15 protein-coding genes, 1 tRNA gene and 1 other RNA gene are annotated in these 19,157 nt (G+C 20.2%); 12 read left to right on the top strand and 5 right to left on the bottom strand.

Features of this window, described 5'->3' with window-relative positions:
- Positions 1–146: 146 nt before the first annotated feature.
- The 11 genes from rnpB to ACHMP6_RS00335 all read left to right on the top strand — a co-directional run bounded on the left by rnpB (position 147) and on the right by ACHMP6_RS00335 (position 10,613).
- Positions 147–550: RNase P RNA component class B (gene rnpB, locus ACHMP6_RS00385), an RNA gene on the top strand.
- 234 nt (positions 551–784) lie between these two features.
- Entirely contained in the window at positions 785–2,278 is a 1,494-nt protein-coding gene (gene lysS / locus ACHMP6_RS00380) for a lysine--tRNA ligase (RefSeq protein ID WP_412097550.1), read from the top strand.
- 137 nt (positions 2,279–2,415) lie between these two features.
- Positions 2,416–5,151, top strand: a complete 2,736-nt coding sequence (locus ACHMP6_RS00375; RefSeq protein ID WP_412097549.1) for a helix-hairpin-helix domain-containing protein — start codon at positions 2,416–2,418, stop codon at positions 5,149–5,151.
- Between the two features lie 56 nt (positions 5,152–5,207).
- The gene (locus ACHMP6_RS00370) at positions 5,208–5,600 is read left to right on the top strand and encodes a hypothetical protein (protein ID WP_412097548.1); all 393 of its coding nucleotides are present in this window, start codon (positions 5,208–5,210) and stop codon (positions 5,598–5,600) included.
- A 106-nt stretch (positions 5,601–5,706) separates the two neighbouring features.
- Positions 5,707–6,381 (top strand): hypothetical protein, encoded by a 675-nt coding sequence (locus tag ACHMP6_RS00365; RefSeq protein WP_412097547.1) that lies wholly within the window; start codon positions 5,707–5,709, stop codon positions 6,379–6,381.
- A gap of 96 nt (positions 6,382–6,477) precedes the next feature.
- Positions 6,478–7,395, top strand: a complete 918-nt coding sequence (gene trhO / locus ACHMP6_RS00360) for an oxygen-dependent tRNA uridine(34) hydroxylase TrhO (RefSeq protein ID WP_412097546.1) — start codon at positions 6,478–6,480, stop codon at positions 7,393–7,395.
- Positions 7,396–7,666: 271 nt separating this feature from the next.
- Positions 7,667–7,984 carry a 50S ribosomal protein L21 gene (gene rplU, locus ACHMP6_RS00355; protein WP_412097545.1) on the top strand — a complete coding sequence of 106 codons (318 nt, stop codon included), beginning with the start codon at positions 7,667–7,669 and terminating at the stop codon, positions 7,982–7,984.
- A 13-nt stretch (positions 7,985–7,997) separates the two neighbouring features.
- Positions 7,998–8,306, top strand: a complete 309-nt coding sequence (locus ACHMP6_RS00350) for a ribosomal-processing cysteine protease Prp (RefSeq protein ID WP_412097544.1) — start codon at positions 7,998–8,000, stop codon at positions 8,304–8,306.
- A 38-nt stretch (positions 8,307–8,344) separates the two neighbouring features.
- On the top strand, positions 8,345–8,635 hold the full coding sequence (gene rpmA, locus ACHMP6_RS00345) for a 50S ribosomal protein L27 (protein WP_412097552.1): 291 nt from the start codon (positions 8,345–8,347) through the stop codon (positions 8,633–8,635).
- 51 nt (positions 8,636–8,686) lie between these two features.
- Positions 8,687–9,991 (top strand): GTPase ObgE, encoded by a 1,305-nt coding sequence (obgE, locus tag ACHMP6_RS00340; RefSeq protein WP_412097543.1) that lies wholly within the window; start codon positions 8,687–8,689, stop codon positions 9,989–9,991.
- A gap of 19 nt (positions 9,992–10,010) precedes the next feature.
- A complete protein-coding gene (locus tag ACHMP6_RS00335; RefSeq protein ID WP_412097542.1) occupies positions 10,011–10,613 on the top strand; it encodes a hypothetical protein in 603 nt (200 codons plus the stop codon).
- Here the strand turns inward: ACHMP6_RS00335 and ACHMP6_RS00330 are convergent.
- The 5 genes from ACHMP6_RS00330 to ACHMP6_RS00310 form a co-directional block, all read right to left on the bottom strand.
- The gene (locus tag ACHMP6_RS00330; RefSeq protein ID WP_412097541.1) at positions 10,600–13,356 is read right to left on the bottom strand and encodes a cation-translocating P-type ATPase; all 2,757 of its coding nucleotides are present in this window, start codon (positions 13,354–13,356) and stop codon (positions 10,600–10,602) included. The two genes, ACHMP6_RS00335 and ACHMP6_RS00330, sit on opposite strands and share 14 nt — an antisense overlap.
- A 142-nt stretch (positions 13,357–13,498) precedes the next feature.
- On the bottom strand, positions 13,499–14,827 hold the full coding sequence (locus tag ACHMP6_RS00325) for a hemolysin family protein (RefSeq protein ID WP_412097540.1): 1,329 nt from the start codon (positions 14,825–14,827) through the stop codon (positions 13,499–13,501).
- Between the two features lie 353 nt (positions 14,828–15,180).
- Positions 15,181–16,608, bottom strand: coding sequence for a proline--tRNA ligase (proS, locus tag ACHMP6_RS00320; RefSeq protein WP_412097539.1), 1,428 nt, complete (start codon positions 16,606–16,608; stop codon positions 15,181–15,183).
- Between the two features lie 97 nt (positions 16,609–16,705).
- Positions 16,706–17,863, bottom strand: coding sequence for a methionine adenosyltransferase (gene metK / locus ACHMP6_RS00315; protein WP_412097538.1), 1,158 nt, complete (start codon positions 17,861–17,863; stop codon positions 16,706–16,708).
- A gap of 147 nt (positions 17,864–18,010) precedes the next feature.
- Positions 18,011–18,385, bottom strand: coding sequence for a cold shock domain-containing protein (locus ACHMP6_RS00310; RefSeq protein WP_412097537.1), 375 nt, complete (start codon positions 18,383–18,385; stop codon positions 18,011–18,013).
- Positions 18,386–18,886: 501 nt separating this feature from the next.
- Between ACHMP6_RS00310 and ACHMP6_RS00305 the strand changes: the two genes are divergently transcribed.
- Positions 18,887–18,961, top strand: a tRNA-Gly gene (locus ACHMP6_RS00305).
- Positions 18,962–19,157 lie beyond the last annotated feature (196 nt).

The following is a 19,157-nucleotide window of genomic DNA, read 5'->3' as shown; positions in this document are numbered from 1 at the left end:
AAGAAGTGGACTGACTCACCAAGGCAAAGGTTAACAACCTTTACAAGGCGAAAGAGGAAAAATAAGTTTACAGAAATAACTTATTTAACCGCCGAATGCTTGGAAACTTGCTTGTTCGGTGGTGTGGGGGGCTTAGATTAATATCTAGTAATAGAAAAACGGTCTAATTCTATCTCGATTTAGCACACATTAATAGGAAAAATGTGTAATGTTTGTGTTTAAGGAAAAAATAACTTATAGTACTTAAGTAAATTTTAAGTAACGGCTTTTTATAATCTAAAAACTTATTTGCATAAGTTTATGAAAATAAAAAATAAAGTGCCACAGAGACGAGTTAATTAGAAATAATTAAGTGAAACGCGGTAAACCCCTCAAGCTAATAATCCAAAAAATGGTAGGAGCACGTAAAAATTAACTTTTCCTTGTATTTTTGTAATTTTTAGTTAATTTTTATGCTATTTTAGAAATAAAATAGAGATAAATGATCGTCACTTGTTTTGGTAATTTAGTAATTTATTAACAAAACAAGTACAGAACATGGCTTATTAATATTATTTTTTAACAATAGAATCTTTAACAAAAGATTCTTTTTTATTTATTTTTTAATATGTTTAATGTTTTATTTATATTTAAAAAATATATTATTTAACATAATAAAATCATTTTAAAATATATGTTATAATAAAAAATAAATAATAAATTGTTTAAATATAAATATTAAATATTATTTTTAATTTTATTTTAAAAATAAAAAAACAAATTAAGAGGTTTTTTGAAAAAAAATATGGAAAATAACGAAAATCAAATAGAACAATATTATATTAGATTAAAAAAAATGGAAGAATTAAAAAAATTAAATATTGAACCTTTTAATAATAAATTTATTAAAAAAAATAATATTTTAGATATTTTGAATAAATATGATAGTTTTAGTTTTTCTCAGTTAGAAGAAAATAAAATTTTAGTTTCTGTAGCTGGTAGGATTATTTTAAAAAGAATTCAAGGTAAAGCGGGTTTTTTACAATTACAAGAATTTGATGATTCTATTCAAATTTATATAAATTCTAGTTTAGTTTCTGAAAAATCTTTTAAAATTTATCAAAATTCTGATTTAGGAGATATTGTAGGAGTCAATGGTTTTTTATTTAAAACTAAAACTAATCAATTAACTATCAAAGCTTCTGAATTTATTCATTTAAGTAAAAGTTTAATGCCTTTGCCAGATAAATTTAAAGGATTACAAAATAAAGAAATAATTCGTAAAAAACGTTATATTGGGTTAATTATTAATTCTGAAATTAGAAAAATTTTTATTATGCGTAGTAAAATTATTAAATTTGTAAGAAAATTTTTCGATGAAAAAGGTTTTTTAGAAGTTGAAACTCCTATTTTAAATTCTTGTTTAGGTGGAGCTGCTGCTAAACCGTTTAAAACATATCATAATGCTTTAGAATCAGATTTTTATTTAAGAATAGCTACAGAAATTCCTTTAAAAAAGTTAATTGTAGGTGGTATGAACGCTATTTATGAAATTGGTAGAGTTTTCCGAAATGAAGGGGTTGATGCATTTCATAATCCTGAATTTACTACTTTAGAAGCTTATTTATCTTATTCAGATATGCAAGGAGTTATGCAGTTAACAGAAGAATTTTTTAAAGATATTTGTAAAAATATTTTAGGGACTTTAGAATTTTATTATCAAAAAAATATGATTAATTTTAAAAAATTTTATAAATATGATATGATAGAAATCATTCATCAAAAAACAGGTATTGATTTTTCTCAAGAAAAAACAATAGAAGAATTTAAAAAGTTAGCAATCGAAAATGATATTGAAGTTAAACCTTTCCATAAAAAAGGACATATTATAGTTTCTTTTTTTGAAAAATTTGTAGAACCTACTTTAATACAACCTACTTTTATTTATAATTTTCCTACTGAAGTGAGTCCTTTATCTCAGGTGAATATTAAAAATAATTTTTTTTCTGACAGATTTGAATTATTTATAGCTGGAAAAGAATTTGTTAATGCTTTTAGTGAGTTAAATGATCCTATTGAACAAAAAAAACGTTTTCAAGATCAATTATTGCAAAAAAAATTAGGAAATGATGAAACTGAAGATTTAGATAAAGAATTTTTAGAAGCTTTAGAATACGGAATGCCACCTACCGGAGGATTAGGTATAGGTATAGATAGATTAGTTATGTTATTGACTAATACTTCTAATATAAGAGATGTTATTTTATTTCCTCATTTTAAAAACAGTAATAAAATATAAAAGAATATTATTTTATATTTTATTATTTATTCAATTATTTTTTTATATTGAAAAAAATTCAAAATGAATATAAAAAATAAAATTTTTATTTTTAAATTAATTAAATAAAATAATATATTTTAGTTTGAGGTTTTTTAATGACTACAGGTGTTTTTTATCTTCAAAGTTATTATAGTATTTTAAATAGTATGAATTCTTTAGAATCACTAATTAAAAAAGCAAAAGAAAATTTATATGAATTTGTAGCTTTAAGTGATGATGAAAATTTATTTGCAATGATTAATTTTTTAGAATTATGTAATAAATATGAAATAAAACCTATAATAGGTATAAAAATTAAACTGAATTTAAGTGAAATTTTATTGAAAGAAAAAAATATTGGTATTTTAATTTATGCGATGAACGATTTAGGGATTAATAATTTAATTAAAATTTCTAATATTGTCCGAACTTCAAATAATAAAATAATTGATTTAAATGAATTAAAATTTTTTCAAGAAGGTCTTTTTTTTGTTTTATCCAATATAGATTTTGTTTTATCTAATTTATTAGAATTTAAATATATAAAAAAAATTTTTTATAAATTAAACGAAAAACTTAATACTTTTTTTTTCGGATTATCATTGCAATCTCAATGGTTAAAATTTTTATCTAATAATTATTTTTTACCTTTGATTAAAGAATTAAATATTAAAATTATTCCTACACATAAAACTAATTTTTTAGAAAAAAACGAAGAATTATGTTACGAATTGTTACTTAATTTATCAAGTGAATATAATATTTTATCTAAAAATAATTTTTTAGAAGATGAAGAGTTAATTCAAATATCAAATCCAACTAATTTAGAAAATTGGTGTTATCAATTTTTAACTAAAAAACAAATAGAAGAGTATTATAATGAATATTTGATTAATGAAGAATATTGTTATTTGTTTTTAAATTTAAAAAAATTTATAAATTCTATTAAATATTTGAAAATTTTTCCTTCAGAATTTTTTTTACCTAAATTTGAAAATTATAATAAACAAGAATCTATTCAAAAATTAAGAACAATTTCTTATGATTTTTTATTAGACAGAAAAAAAAAGAATAATTTTAATTTTCAAAAATATATACAAAGAGTGGAAAAAGAATTAACAATTATTGAAGAAATAGGATATCAAGATTATTTTTTAATAGTTTATGATTTAGTTTTTTATGCTAAAAAAAATAATGTTTTAATAGGGCCTGGGAGAGGTTCTTCTTCTAGTTCTTTAGTGTGTTTTTGTTTAGGAATAACTGAAATAGATCCTGTAGAGTATAATTTATTGTTTGAACGTTTTTTGAATACTCAAAGAAAGAAAATGCCAGATATTGATTTAGACTTTCCTGATAATAAAATAAAATTTATTTTAGATTATATTTTAGAAAAATATGGTGAAAAATTTATAGCTAATATCATTACTTTTAATACTTTTACTACTAAATCTTTTGTTAGAAATTTTAATTATTTGAAAGGAAAAATAAATTTAAATTTTTTAAAAAAAATTAAAAATAATATAAATCAAATTAGTAATTTATTTGTAGGCATCCCTCATTTCACAGGAACTCATCCTGCAGGTATTGTTATTAGTGATAAAAATTTATTAGAAAATTGTCCTATTCAAAAAAATCCTATAATAAATTCTTCTTTTTTATATCAAACTCAATTGGACGCAAAACAATTATCGAAAATAGGTTTATTAAAAATTGATTTATTAACATTAAGAAGTTTGAATTTGATTGATAAAATTTTAAATAAAATTAATTATAATAAAAAAGAGGTTTTTTGGAATAAAATTCCTTTATTTGATGAGGAAACTTATAAAATTTTAAAAAATAGTGACACTGATTATATTTTTCAATTAGAATCTTTTAGCGCTAAGAATGTTTTAAACAAAATTAAACCTCAGAAATTCGAAGACTTAATAGCAGTTTTAGCTTTAAACAGACCAGGTCCTATTAATTCTTTAAATGAGTATTGTTTGAACAAAAAAATAAAAAAAAATTTTTTTATTCACCCTTCTATTGATTTTCTTTTAAAAGAAACTTATGGTATTATTTTATATCAAGAACAAATTATGCAAATAGCTATTGTTTATGCTGGTTATAGTTTAGGTGAATCAGAAATTTTTATGAAAAAAATTAGTGATTTGGATAATTTTCATGTCATTGAAAATGTATTAAAAAAAGAATTTATTCATAAAAGTGCGTTAAAAGGTCATAGTATCGAATTATCTTGTAAAATTTATGATTTTATATGTAAGTTTTCTAATTATAGTTTTAATAAAAGTCATAGTTCAGCTTATTCTTTAATTAGTTTTAGAATGGCTTATTTAAAATCTAATTATTTTATGATTTTTATTATAGTTATATTGAATGAATATATAAAAGATATCCAAGAAACACAAAAAATATTAATTCAATTAAAATATAAAGAAAAAACTATTTTATTTCCTAATATTTTAGAAAGTGATCATGAATATAAAATTTATGAAGATAAAATTTTATTACCTTTAACTTTAATTAAAGATTTAAGTGATGAATTATGCTCTTTAATAGTTAAAGAAAGAAAGAAAGAAAAATTTAAAAATTTTTATGATTTTAAATTTAGATGTAAAAAATTTTTAGATAATAAATTATTAAGAAATTTAATATTTTCAGGCGCTTTAGATATATTTGGCCTTAACAAGAGAACTTTAATTGAAGATTCTAATTTATCTTTTTTAGATCATGAAAAAAATTTATCTTTTTTTAAAAAAAATATTATTTACGAAGAATATGAATTTGAATATTTAAAACAAGAAAGTTTTAAAGTTTTTGGATTACATTTGTATAATATTATTTATTAAATGGCTTTTATAAACAAAATTTTTATTTATTTTTTAATTAAGGAGTTAATATGTTGATGTTTTTAAATAAATTTTCTTTTCAAAAGAGATATTTTTATTTTTTTATTTTTTTTATTAATATTTTGGTTTTGTATTTTATTATAAGTTCTTTCATTGAAAGACCAATTTTTGAAGGCATCGACAAAATTTATTTTACTAATGTTTTTGATCAAAAAAAAATTGTTGATTTTCAAATCAATGATATTAGCGGAAGAGAAGAAACAATTGCAGGAATTAAATCTATGTTATTAGGAGTTCTTTTTTTTATTAATTTTTTCGCTTTTAAAAAAGGCTTAATGGGGATTAGTTTAGGTACTTTAGTAGGTGCTTGTTTAGGAATTTGGATATCTATTATTTTTCCTTCTTTTATTTATTTATTTGAATTAACTTATCGTTATATTTTTTTTTAAATGTTTATAATTTTTTGATTTAAATAAATATATAATATATAAATAAAAAAAATAATTTTCAAAAAAAAAAAAAAAAATAAAACAATAGAAATATTATTAAAAAAATATGATTAAAATAAAAATAAAAAAAGTGATTTTACAAAAAATTATAATTATTTCTTTTTTTGCTTCTTTAGCTATTATAGCTGATTTATTTTCAAGTTTTTTTTTACCATTTTTAACTATTCCTTTTGGAGGAAAATTATTTAAAATTTCTTATGTAATTCTTTATTTATCTGGATTATTTTTTAATTTTTCTGTTGGTTTTTTCGTGTGTTTATTTTATTCTCTTTTTCATTTAACTAAAGCTTTTATGAGGATTTTATTAGTTGCTACTAGTATAGTCAAATTATCTATCTTAGAATTTATTTTATCTTGTTTTTTAGATTATTTAATGCCTGATCTAATAATTAGTTTATCTAGTTTTTGTAGTTCTGGTCAAAAAAAAAATACTAAAAACATTAAAAAAAATATTTTGTTTATTACTGCTATAATTAATGTATTAAGGTTTATTTGTTTTTTTATATCTGGTTATTACATTTACGCTTCTAAAGTAGATTTAACTAATATTAGTAATTTTTGGATTTTTTTGAAAATATTTCCACCTCAAAAATATTTATTTATTTATTGTTTTATTTATAATTTAATACCTTGTTTAATAAGTTATGTAATTATTTGTTTTTTTATAATTTATTGCATTCCACAATTAAAAAATGTATTTGATAAATATGTTCTTTCTTAAGAAAGAAAATAAAATATTTTAAATTTTTATATTTTTTTGAAAAACATATTTTTATTTTTAAATTTTTTCAAATTATTTAAGAATAGGGAATTTTTTATGTTGAAAAATGAAACTTACTTAATTATTTTATATTATAAGTATTTTTTTATTGATGAACTTGATCAATTTAAAAATGAACAATTTGATTATTGCGATAAATTGGGACTTTTAGGAAGAATAATTATTTCTAAAGAAGGAATGAATGGAACTTTATCTGGTCCTGAAAAAAACATTAATAAATATATAGAATATATGAAAAAAAGTGATTTTGGACATGATATTGATTTTAAAATAAGTTATTTTCATAAACATGTTTTTTCAAAACTTTCTGTTAAAGTAAGAGATGAAATAGTATCTTTAAAATTAAACAAAGATATTTTTCCTTATAAAAATAAAAAATATTATTTAAAACCACAAGAATTTTATAATAATTTAAAGAAAAATGATGTTTTTGTTTTAGATGTTAGAAATAATTATGAGTATAATTTAGGTCATTTTCGTAATGCTATAAATCCTGATATTGAAAATTTTCGTTTTTTACCTAAATGGATAGAAGAAAATTTGGATTTAATGAAAAATAAAAAAGTTGTAACTTATTGCACCGGAGGAGTTCGTTGTGAAAAAATTGCTTATTTTTTGAAAGAAAAAGGCATTAATGAAGTTTATCAATTGGAAGGAGGCATTATTAAATATAGTCAAGATAAAAAATTAAAAGGTAAATTATTTGACGGAAAAATGTATGTTTTTGATGAAAGAATATCTACTGAAGTTAATGAAAAACAACATACAATAGTAGGAAAAGATTTTTTTGATCAAACTCCTTGTGAAAGATATATTAATTGTGCTAATCCTCATTGCAATAAGCAAATTTTGTGCAGTGAAGAAAATGAAGAATATTTTTTAGGCAGTTGTTCAAAAGAATGTCGTGATCATGAACAAAATATTTATAAAACTAGAAAAAAAAGAAACATATGATTTTATATAAAAAAAATTATTTTGACTTTTTTTAAAAAAAAAGCTAGAATAAACTTAGTTGTTTTTTATAAGATTATTCATAAAAATTATATAAAAATTATAAAAAGATATTATTTATCTTATTGTATTTCTTTTTATAAAAAAAATTATAATATTGACGAAATAATTTTTAATATTGAATTATTAACGTTTAATTTTAATATTTCAATTAAAATTAATTTAAATCTAAAGAAATAATATAATATATTAATGGAAATTCGGGGAAAATAAAATGTTTGCTATTGTTCAAAATGGATCAAAACAATTTAAAGTATTTTGCGGTCAAGAAATTTTTGTAGATAGATTGCCTGTAAATGTAGAAGATAATTATATTTTTGAAAATATTTTATCTATAGAAGATGAAGAAAACAAAAAAACTATTTTAGGAAAACCTTTTGTTGATGGTGCAAAAGTAGAGTGTAAGGTTATTAAACATGGTAAATCTTCTAAAATTATTGTTTTTAAATATAAAAAAAAGAAAAAATATCGTTTAAAAAAAGGACATAGACAACTTTATACTAAAATTTTAATTACTAAAATTATTATTTAATGTTAGTGAAATTATGATTAAATTTTTTTTTAGTAAAAAAAAATATATAGAAATAATAAATATTAAAGGTCATTCTTTTTACGAAGATAAGGGAAAAGATATTGTTTGCGCATCTGTTTCTACCGCTATAATTATTACTTTAAATGCTATAGAAATATTAGGATTAAAAGAAAAAATCTTTTTTCATTTGAAAGAAGGACATTTTGATTTGAAAGTTTTAAATTTTGATTTGATTGTCGATAAGTTGTTACAAAATTTAGAATATTCTTTAATTGAATTATGTAAAACTTATCCGAAAAATTTAAAAAATATTCAAATTTAGAAATTTTCGTTTAATCAAAAAAAGAAAAGAAAGGAATTATAATGTTAAAATTAAATATTCAATTATTTGCTTCTAAAAAAGGAGTTAGTGCTACTAGAAATGGTAGAGATTCACATTCTAAAAGATTAGGATTTAAATTATCTGATGGACAATATGCATCTGCTGGATCTATTATTTTTCGTCAAAGAGGTACAAAAATATTTCCTGGAAAAAATGTAGGAATGGGTAAAGATTATACTTTATTTGCTTTAATTAATGGAATTGTCAAATACGAAAGTAAAAGAATTAATAGAACAAAAGTTTCAGTTTATTTAAGTGATAAAAAATAAAATATTATTTTTTGTTAAATATAATAAAAAAAACATAATATCGTGATATAAATGAATTTTATAGATGAAACTATTAATTTAGTTAAAGCAGGTAACGGTGGTAATGGTATAGCTTCTTTTCGAAGAGAAAAATATGTTCCTTACGGAGGACCTTCTGGCGGAAATGGTGGAAGAGGTGGTTCTATTATTTTTGTTGGTGATTCAGGAATAAACACTTTATTAAAATTACAGTATCAAAAAAAAATAATAGCAAAAAATGGTTTTTGTGGAAAAAATAAAAATAAAAATGGTTCTAATGCGTCTGATTTATTGGTTCCTGTTCCTTTAGGTACTGTTGTATATCGTTATAATAAAGATAAGGAAAAACAGATTATCGGAGAAATTTTAAATCACGGTGAAAGATTACTTATTGCTTCTGGTGGAAAAGGAGGCCGTGGTAATTATTCTTTAGCTAATTCTAAAAATAAGACTCCTTTTTTTGCAGAAAAAGGTGATTTAGGAGAAAGTTTTTATATTAAAACTGAATTAAAAATATTAGCTGATATCGGATTAATAGGTAAACCTAATGTTGGTAAATCTTCTTTAATATCTTCAATTTCCAACGCTAATTCTAAAATAAGTGATTATGCTTTTACTACTTTAAAACCATTTTTAGGAGTAGTAAAAACAAATGAAGAATTTCAATTTACTGTAGCTGATATTCCTGGTTTGATTAAAAATTCTCATTTAGGAAGAGGAATGGGTATTAGTTTTTTGAAGCATATTGAAAGGTGTAAAGTTTTAGTACACGTTTGCAGTGCTGACGAAGATGATATTTATGAAAATTATCTCCAAATAAACGAAGAATTAAAAAATTATAATCCTGAAATTTTAAAAAAAACCACAATTATTGTTGTAAATAAAATGGATATAGACAAATCTCAACAAAAATTATTTTTATTTAAAGAAAAACTAAAACAAAACAAAATAGAATTAAAAATTGTACCTATTTCTGTATTATTGAAAAAAAATTTAAATTTTTTAAAAAATGAAATGTTGTTTTGTTTGCGAAATCATAATAATAATTTATTGCAAAGTAATAAAATTAACGAAAAAAACAAAGAATATAAAATTTTTTCTTTAAAAAAAGAAGAAAAACAATTTTATATTTTTAAAGATAAACAAGGAAATTTTGTTGTTGAAGGAGATAAAATTAATAAATTATTTAATCGTACCGATTTAAATAATCATGAATCATTACAGAAATTTTCTTATATTTTAAAAAAAATGGGAGTAGAGGAAGCTTTAAAAAATCAAGGAATGACGCAAAAAGATAAAGTTAAAATTTGTGATTATTTTTTTTACTTGGTGAAATAAAATTTAAAAAGTTTTACATATGATGCAAAATAAAAATCCATATTCTCTTTTAAGACAGATAATAATAACTTCTTTATTTTCTTCTTTCTCTATAATATTAAAATTATTTTTTAATAAATTTTTTGTTTCTTTTTTTTTCTTTTTATTTTTAAAAAAAATTTTTTTATTCGATTTTATAAGTTTTTTGCCTTTGGCTATGATTCCTTTATATGTTGAAAAAAAGTATATTGCTTTTTTTGGTGTTTTTTTTGCTGAAACTTTTAGTTTTTTTTTAAGACAATCAAAGTTTATTTATAATCCTTTTTTAAGTTTATTGTATGCAATTTGTTGGGGGCTTTTACCTAGTTTATTTCTGCAAAAAAAAAATTATTCTTTTTTAAAAACATATTTTATTTTTACTTTTATTTTTATTTTTTATTTTTTTACTTATTTTTTGTTAAGTCTTGTTTGGACAGGTTTTTCTTTTTTTAACAACCAAAAAAGTATTTTATTTTTTTCTCAATTTAGTACCGAAAGAATAAAATTCTTTATTTATGTTAAGTTTTTTTCTATTTTTATTGTATCTTTTTTATTTACATATTTATTTTTAAAAATTAAAAAAAAATTAATTAATTTATATTAATTAATTTTTTTTTTATATATTTATATAATTCTATTATTATTATTGGAAAAACAGAAAAAATAGTAATAATAGTTATATCTATTAAAGATAAAGAATTTAATTGAAAGTTTTTTCTAAAAAAAGGGATTAAGAAAATCATTATTTGTAATAAAACACTAATTAAAAAGCAATTTATTAAATAAAAATTACATTTAATTTTAAAAACAGATTTATTGCTTCTTATATTAAAAGAATGAAATAATTGAGAAAGAGATAAAACCATAAATGCAAAAATTTGTCCATATTGGTTATTATTTTTATGAATTTTATAACCTATAAAACTTGCTATGAAAGTTAATAACGCTATCATAATTCCTTCTAAAAAAATTTTTAAAATTAATTTTTTATTTAATATAGGATCATTAATATTACGTGGTTTTTTTGACATTAAATTTTCTTCTTTTTTTTCCATTCCTAATGCTATAGCTACTAAAGAATCTGTTACTAGATTAATCCATAATAATTGTAATGCACTTAAGATAATAAAATTGTTGTTAAAAAAAATATGACCAAAAAAAGTGGTTAACAATATAACTATTATTTCTCCTACGTTACAACTTAATAAGAATATAATACTTTTTTTTATATTGTTAAAAATATTTCTACCTTCTTTAATAGCTGTTACAATAGTACTAAAATTATCATCTGTTAAAATGATATCTGAGGCTTGTTTAGTTGCTTCAGTGCCTGTTATTCCCATTGCAATACCTATATTTGCTGCTTTAATGCTAGGAGCATCATTTACTCCGTCACCCACCATAGCTACTATATTTCCTAATTTTTGCCAAGTTTTAATAATTCTTAATTTATGATTAGGATTAGTTCTCGCATAAACTTTAATATTTTTGATTTTATTTAAAAATTCTTTTTCTTCTAGAAGATCTAAATTTTCTCCTGTTATAGATAAATCTTTTTTTGAATTTAAAATATTTAATTTTATAGCAATATTATTTGCTGTTATTAAATGATCTCCAGTAATCATTATAGGCGTTATAAAAGCTTTTTTTAAATTTTTGATAGCTTTTAAACTATTTTGTTTTATAGGATCTTCTATGCCTACTGCTGATAGAAAAATAATTTCATCTTTTAATTTTTTTAAAATTTCTTCTATTGAAAGGTTTTCTAAAAATGGAATTTCAAAATTTATCTTAACATAAGCAATTCCTATTATTTTATAACCATCTTTAGCCATGACATCAAAGTCTTTTAAGATTGTTTCATGATTATTATTTTTTTTAAGAACAATTTTCTCTTTTTTTTGTATTTTATTTGAAAGTTTTAAAATAATTTCGGCTGCTCCTTTTAATAAAATATATTTTTTTTGATTTTTTTTATTTCTAATTATAGTTAACATTAATTTTTTTTCATTATTAAAAGGGAATTCTTTCAATTTTTCGTATTTTTTGAATATTTTATTAATGTTTATGTTGAATAGATATAATAAATCTATAAAAGATTGATCTACTGGATCTGAATCAATTTTTTTAATATTTATTGTATTTTCTTCTTTTTGGATAATATAATTATTATTGCATATTGAACCAAAATGTATTAAATTTATTATATTTTCAGTTAATAAATGGTTTTTTAATTTGTCTATAATAATATTTTCTTGAAAAAAATATATTTTTTTAATAGTCATTTTATTTTTCGTTAAAGTTCCTGTTTTGTCGGTGCAAATAACACTTATAGAGCCAAGAGTTTCTAAAGATTTTAAATTTTTAACTATTGCTTTTTTTTTGATAATTTTTTTTATTCCTAAAGCTAAAATAATATTTACTATTGCTAGTAAACCTTCTGGTATTACAGCTATTGCTAGAGCTATAGAAGATAATAAAAATTTTTTAATAATTAAAAAATTAATATATTTATTTAGAAAATAATATTTAAATATATTCAATAAAAAATCAAAACTTATTAATATTATTATAAAAAAACTTAATGTTTTAGCTATTTTATCGATATTTTTATCTAAAGGATTTTTTTCTTTTTTTGAATTTAAAATAAGTTTTGTTATTTTCCCTATTTGAGTATTCATTCCTGTTTGAATAACTACTCCCTTGCCATAACCATGCAAAACAATTGTATTCATAAAAGCAATATGTTTTTGATTAATAATATCGTTTGAATTTGAAGAACTAACGAAAAGATGATTTTTGATTACAGGTATTGATTCTCCCGTTAATATAGATTCATTTATAGTTAATTGATTTGATTCTATTAATCTTAAATCTGCGAGAATTAAATTTCCTCTTTCTAAAAAAACAATATCTCCTACTAATAAATTTTCTTTCAAAATATATTTTATTTGGTTATTTCTCAAAACTTTAGCGTAAGATTTTGTTTTCTTTTTTATTAAATTTAAAGAATTTTCTTTTTTTTTTTCGTAAAAAAATCCTAAAAAAGCGTTAATAATTATTATACTTAAAATTAAAATACTTTCAAATAATTCTTCTTTTTGTGAATTAAATATTCCTATAAAAAAAGTTATTACAGAAGATATTAATAATATATATACAAAGAAATTGTTTAATTGTTGGAATATTTGGGAAAAAAAATTTTTTTTTTTAGATTTGATTAATTTATTTAATCCATATTTTAAAAATTTTTGTTTTAATTGCTCTTTTTGCAAACCGGTTTTAAAATTAGTTTCTAATTTTTTTTCTAATAATTTCATTTTTTGTTCAAAAGATAATAAATTCATAATGTTTTATTCTTTCTAAGAAGCTTTTTTAATTTTTCATAATAAAAATAAAAGAAATAATAATAAAAATATACAAAAAAAAAAAAAATAAAATTAAACAAAATTTTAATTTTATTTTTTAATATAAAATTTAAAAAGTATTTTAATTTTTAACCATACTAGGTAAATTAGGTAATTTAGTAAGTTTAACTTTAGTTATTACTAAACCATCATAAGTTAATCCTTTAAATCGCCAATTATTATATATTATTTCTATTTTTTCATCATTTTCTGGCATTTTTTTTAATTGTCCTAACAAAAAACCACTTAATGTTTCGTAATCATCTATCGGTAAATCTATTTTTAAATTTTCTTCTACTTCTGATAAGTGAGTTGTTCCTTTAATAATATATTCTTTATTAGAAATTTTAATAATTTTAACATTTTTTTTGTCATATTCATCTCTTATATCGCCTAAAATTTCTTCAATTACGTCCTCAATAGTAACTATTCCAGAAGTTCCACCATATTCATCAACAACAATAGCTATGTGATTTTGCTTTAATTTCATTTCTTTGAATAATTCATTAATGTTTTGAAATTCCATTACAAAATGAGCTTTTCTTAGAAATTGTTTTATATTAAAATTTTTATCTTCAATAGAAGACGAAAATTCTTTTATTTTAGATTTTTTATTTTCTCCTAATAAACCTTTAAAAAGATCTTTAACATGAACAATACCAATTATTTTGTCTATATTTTTTTCATATACTGGAAATCTTGTGTATTTTTCTCGTGAAATGAAAGAAATTAATTCTTTTTTAGTAATATTTGAGTTAATAGCGACAATTTCTTTTCTATGGCGCATAATATCCGAAACTATTGTTCTATTAAAATCAAAAATATTTTGTATCATGTTGTTTTCATTAATATCAATAATTCCTGTTCGGTAAGAAGAATTTAATAAATATCTTAATTCATCTTCTCCGACTGAAGATTCTTTTTTATTAGGGTCTATACTTAATAAATATAAAATCATATTGCTGATTGAATTTAAAAACCAAACTAAGGGTTTTGTAATAAAACAAACTACAGTAAATAAATTTAATAATAAGTTAGCTGTTCCTAATGGAAAAGTCAAAGCTATTCTTTTTGGTATAATTTCTCCTAAAATTATCGATAAAACAATCACAATTGCTTCAATGAAATATTTATCCCATGTAGAATAATTATTATTTTTGATAAATAAATAAGAATTTAAAATTGAACCTTGAAAAAAAGTTAAAATATGAATCATTACTTGTATAACAGTTAAAAATTTAGTTGGTTTTTCTTTAATTTTTTTTATTCTTAAAGCTTTTGGGTTATTTTTTTTTGTTTCTAGATTTATTTTATTTTCGCTTAATGAAACTAAAGAAATTTCTATAGAAGCGAAAAAAGCATTAAATAAAATTAAAAATATAATTATTAATATAACGACGGCAGGGCTCACTTGATTTCATAACCTCTTATCTTTTGTATAAAATATAGGTTAATAATATTATTATTTTTACAATAATCGCTTATATCATCATTTTTCATATATTAATTCTTTTAATACCTTCCTCTTTTAGTTGTTTTAAGTCTATGTATAATATAATTATTTTTGTTTTTTTATTTTTTATTATAAAAATACATATTATTATCTAAATATATTTTATCATATAATGAAAAAAAAACAAAATTCTAATTTTTTATGAAAATATTCTTTTTTATATTTTTTCATTTTTAATTAATATAATTTTTTTAATTATAAATGAAATAAAATAATAAAAATAAATCATTTTTATTTTATTAGAAATAAATTCAATAAGCTCTAGCGAATAAAATAGTTTGGTTAGCTTTTTTTTTAGTTACAGGACATATTTTAGTTATTAATTTTTCTTTTAATATTACTCTTGCTGTAGCGCCTGTTTCTTTTTTTATGATTTCTTCTGCTTCATTTTCAAATACACTCATTTTTACATATCCTGAATAGTTTTTAATATAATTTTTAAATTCTTCATAATTTTTAGCTTTTTTTGTATTTGTTTTTAAATGTGATAAAGCTTTTTCAAACATTTCTTTATTAATTTTTTTTAATAAATTAGGAATCATTTTGAATAGATTTTGTTCTAAAATAACTTTTTTTTCAAAATTATGTCTAATGAAAATTGTAATTTCTTTGTTCATTAAATCTTTAGGTCCTATCTCTATTCTTATAGGGACACCTTTTAGTTCATAATGGCTGAATTTCCAACCAATATTTTTTTTTTGTTCATCTAATACGGTTCTATATTTTTTACTTAGTTTTTCGTATATTTTTTTTGATTTTTGTATTATTTCAGAATTTTTTAATTTTAATGGAATAATTACTATTTGTATAGGCGCAATAAATGGAGGTAAAACTAATCCTTCGTCGTCTCCGTGAATCATTATGACAGCTCCAATTAATCTGCTTGAAACTCCCCATGAAGTTTGTTCTACAAATTTATTTTCTCCCTTTATATTTTGGAATTTTATTTGAAAAGATTTTGAAAAATTTTGTCCTAAATAATGAGAAGTTCCTGCTTGTAAAGCTTGTTTATCATACATTAAAGCTTCTATTGAAAAAGTTACTTCTGCTCCTTTAAATTTTTCTGATTCTGTTTTTTGTCCAGAAACGAAAGGAATTGCAAGTAAGTTTTTTCCCAATTTTTTGTATAAATTTAAAATTTCAATGCTTTCTTTTAAAGCTTCTTGTTTGTGTTCATGAGCTGTATGGCCTTCTTGCCATAAGAATTCTTTACTTCTTAAAAATGGTTTATTAGATTTTTCCCAACGTATTACACTACACCATTGATTAAATAATTTAGGTAGTTCTCTGTAAGAAGTTATTTTTTTTGAATAATAACGAGAAAATAATACTTCAGAAGTTGGTCTAATGATTAATTTTTCTGGTAATTGTTTTTCTCCTATTTTATCAATAATAATAATTTCAGGAGAAAAACCTTTAATGTGTTCTTGTTCTTTTTTAAAAATATTTTCTGACAATAAGAAAGGAAAATAAACGTTTTGGTGATTGCTTTTTTTTAAATGTTTGTTTAAAAATTTTTGAATTAACTCCCATATTGCATATCCGTAAGGTAAATAAATAAAAAAACCTTTAACATCAGAATAGTCAATCAATTCTGATTTTAAACAAACATCAGAATACCATTGACCAAAATCTTTTTCTCTAGAAATTACTTCTTTAACTAATTTTTTATTTTTCATTTATTTAAAATACCTTTTTATATTTTTTTAATTAATTTGTGTTAAAATTTTTTTATTTATATTTTTTATAATTTTGTTGTATAAAAATTTAAAATTTTTAATTATTTTTTTGTAACAATTTTTGGAAAAGTAATTTTTGATTTGTATTTTCCCAAGGAAATAAGTCATCATTTCTGCCAAAATGTCCTTCTCTGGCAGTTATTTGGAAAATTGGTTTTGTTAAATTTAATTTTTTTTTGATACCTTCCGGACTTAAGTCAAAATTTTTTTCAATAATTTCTTTTATTAAGTTTTCTGAAACTTTATTAGTTTTGAAAGTATTAATAAACAATCCTACAGGTTTTTCTATACCTATAGAATAAGAAATTTGAATTTCACATTTATTACAAATTCCTGATGCTACAATATTTTTAGCTAAGTATCTTGCCATATAAGCTGCACAACGATCAATTTTACTAGGATCTTTTCCGCTGAAACAACCTCCACCATGGCGAACTTCGCTTCCGTAAGCATCTTGTATAATTTTTCTACCTGTTAAACCTGTATCTGCATTAGGTCCTCCATTAGTAAATTTACCTGAAGGGTTAATATAAAATTTAGTTTTTTCATTAATTAGAGATTTATTTATTACTTTTTTTATAATTTTATCTATAATTTCATTTTTTATTTTTGTTAATTGAATATTTTTATCATGTTGAGAAGAAATTATAATGGAATCTATAGATAAAATTTTTTTATTATTATTATCGTAATTAAAAGTTATTTGAACTTTACCGTCTGGTCTTAGAAAAGGTAAAATTTTTTTTTCTCTTAATTCTGTAAGTTTAAGTGATAAATTTCTAGTTAAGTAAAAACTAAGTGGTAAAAATAAAGGTGTTTCATCGGTTGCATAACCAAAAATTACTCCTTGATCACCGGCTCCTTTTTTTTGAACCACTTTGTTAATTTCTTCAGATTGTTCATGTATTAAATTAATAATTTTCAAATCATTATAAGAAAAATTTTCTTCTTTTTTGTCGTAACCTATTTGTTTTATTGTTTTTTGAATTATAAATTCAATTTTTTCATTATCTATAGCGAAATTTGTTTTTATTTCTCCTAAAACAATAACTGTTTTTTTAGTAACTACTGTCTCTATAGCGATTTTCGCATCAGGATCTTTTTGTAAAAAAGCATCCAATAAAGCATCCGAAATTTGGTCTGCTACTTTATCTGGATGTCCCTTGGTTACTGATTCGGTGCTAAATTTTTGCAAAATAAAATCCTCCTGTATATTTTATTTTTTTATAAAAATTTAAAAAATCATTTTTTTTATAAATATAAAACTTCTTTAATAAAAAAAGACTTTTGAAAAGTCTTTTTTTATTAAAATTAATTTAAATAAATATTTTAAAAATATCTATTAGTTTTTTTCTTCTATTACTATAATATCTACAGCTTGAGGTCTTCCTTTAATTTCTCTAATTACAAATTCAACAGTTTCGCCTTTTTGTAATTGTTTAAAATTGCTGTCATTTCTATCAATATTATTTGATGAATTGTATTCGTTTTTACTGCCTGAAATTATAGACTTGTGATAACAAAAAATATCATTTTGTTCCCAATTGTTCCATTCTTTTGATTGTTCATTGTTTTCGTTGTTAATTTGTTCTGATGTTTCAGTTTCGCTATCGTTTTTTTGAATAGGTTTTATGTTTGTTATAAAACCATAACCTATGTCAGGTCTAAACCATTTTACAATACCTTGAAATTTTTGTGATTTACTTTTTTGATCCATTAGATAAAAAATACTCCTATTTTTATGAAATTTATTTAGTTTTAATAACCTTTCTAATTATATAATATTTATTTTAAAAATGAACAATATTTGATACAATTTTTTTGAAAATGTAAAAAATTTATATTTTTTTTAAAAAAAAATAGATTCATAATATAAATTATGATAGACTAATTAGTGTTTGTGGCTTTATATTTGAATAGTATTTTATTTTATTTAAACTTTTTTACAAATAAAACTTAATTATTTTTGTATTTTTCAATGAGAGAGATTCTTAAATAATATTTAATATTAAATTAATAAAAAAAAAATTAAATTTAATATTATAATGTTATATTTTATATTTATATTTTTCAAATTTTAAGAATTTAAAATTAATATAAATAAATTAAATATAAATATAATAAAAAATATTAAGTTTAAGTAATATTTTTGTTTATTTATTCTTTTTTTAATATAATATATTGAATATAATATGTTATACAAATTGTAAAAACTTGTGCGGATGTCGTATAGTGGTTATTACATGTGCTTGCCAAGCATAAAACGGGGGTTCGATTCCCCTCTTCCGCTCCACATTATTTTTAGTTTTTGATATATTTTTTATTTTTTTTATGTTTTCAAATTGTTAAACATTTAAATTTTTTTAATATTTTGTAGAATTTTTTTAAAAAAATAAATTATAAAATTTTTTTATATTAAATTAATTATTTTATTTTAATAACATAATTTTATAATTTATTTTTTAAAAATTTTATTTTTTTTGATACTA

Source organism: Candidatus Phytoplasma palmae (assembly GCF_046896035.1).
Lineage (GTDB): Bacteria > Bacillota_I > Bacilli_A > Acholeplasmatales > Acholeplasmataceae > Phytoplasma > Phytoplasma palmae.
This window is presented reverse-complemented; position numbering and strand designations above follow the sequence as displayed.

Bases quoted from the DNA above. Each gene is read 5' to 3' on its own strand.
- lysS (WP_412097550.1), top strand. From the start codon at position 785: ATGGAAAATAACGAAAATCAAATAGAACAATATTATATTAGATTAAAA.
- ACHMP6_RS00375 (WP_412097549.1), top strand. From the start codon at position 2,416: ATGACTACAGGTGTTTTTTATCTTCAAAGTTATTATAGTATTTTAAAT.
- ACHMP6_RS00370 (WP_412097548.1), top strand. From the start codon at position 5,208: ATGTTTTTAAATAAATTTTCTTTTCAAAAGAGATATTTTTATTTTTTT.
- ACHMP6_RS00365 (WP_412097547.1), top strand. From the start codon at position 5,707: ATGATTAAAATAAAAATAAAAAAAGTGATTTTACAAAAAATTATAATT.
- trhO (WP_412097546.1), top strand. From the start codon at position 6,478: ATGTTGAAAAATGAAACTTACTTAATTATTTTATATTATAAGTATTTT.
- rplU (WP_412097545.1), top strand. From the start codon at position 7,667: ATGTTTGCTATTGTTCAAAATGGATCAAAACAATTTAAAGTATTTTGC.
- ACHMP6_RS00350 (WP_412097544.1), top strand. From the start codon at position 7,998: ATGATTAAATTTTTTTTTAGTAAAAAAAAATATATAGAAATAATAAAT.
- obgE (WP_412097543.1), top strand. From the start codon at position 8,687: ATGAATTTTATAGATGAAACTATTAATTTAGTTAAAGCAGGTAACGGT.
- ACHMP6_RS00335 (WP_412097542.1), top strand. From the start codon at position 10,011: ATGATGCAAAATAAAAATCCATATTCTCTTTTAAGACAGATAATAATA.
- ACHMP6_RS00330 (WP_412097541.1), bottom strand. From the start codon at position 13,356: ATGAATTTATTATCTTTTGAACAAAAAATGAAATTATTAGAAAAAAAA.
- proS (WP_412097539.1), bottom strand. From the start codon at position 16,608: ATGAAAAATAAAAAATTAGTTAAAGAAGTAATTTCTAGAGAAAAAGAT.
- ACHMP6_RS00310 (WP_412097537.1), bottom strand. From the start codon at position 18,385: ATGGATCAAAAAAGTAAATCACAAAAATTTCAAGGTATTGTAAAATGG.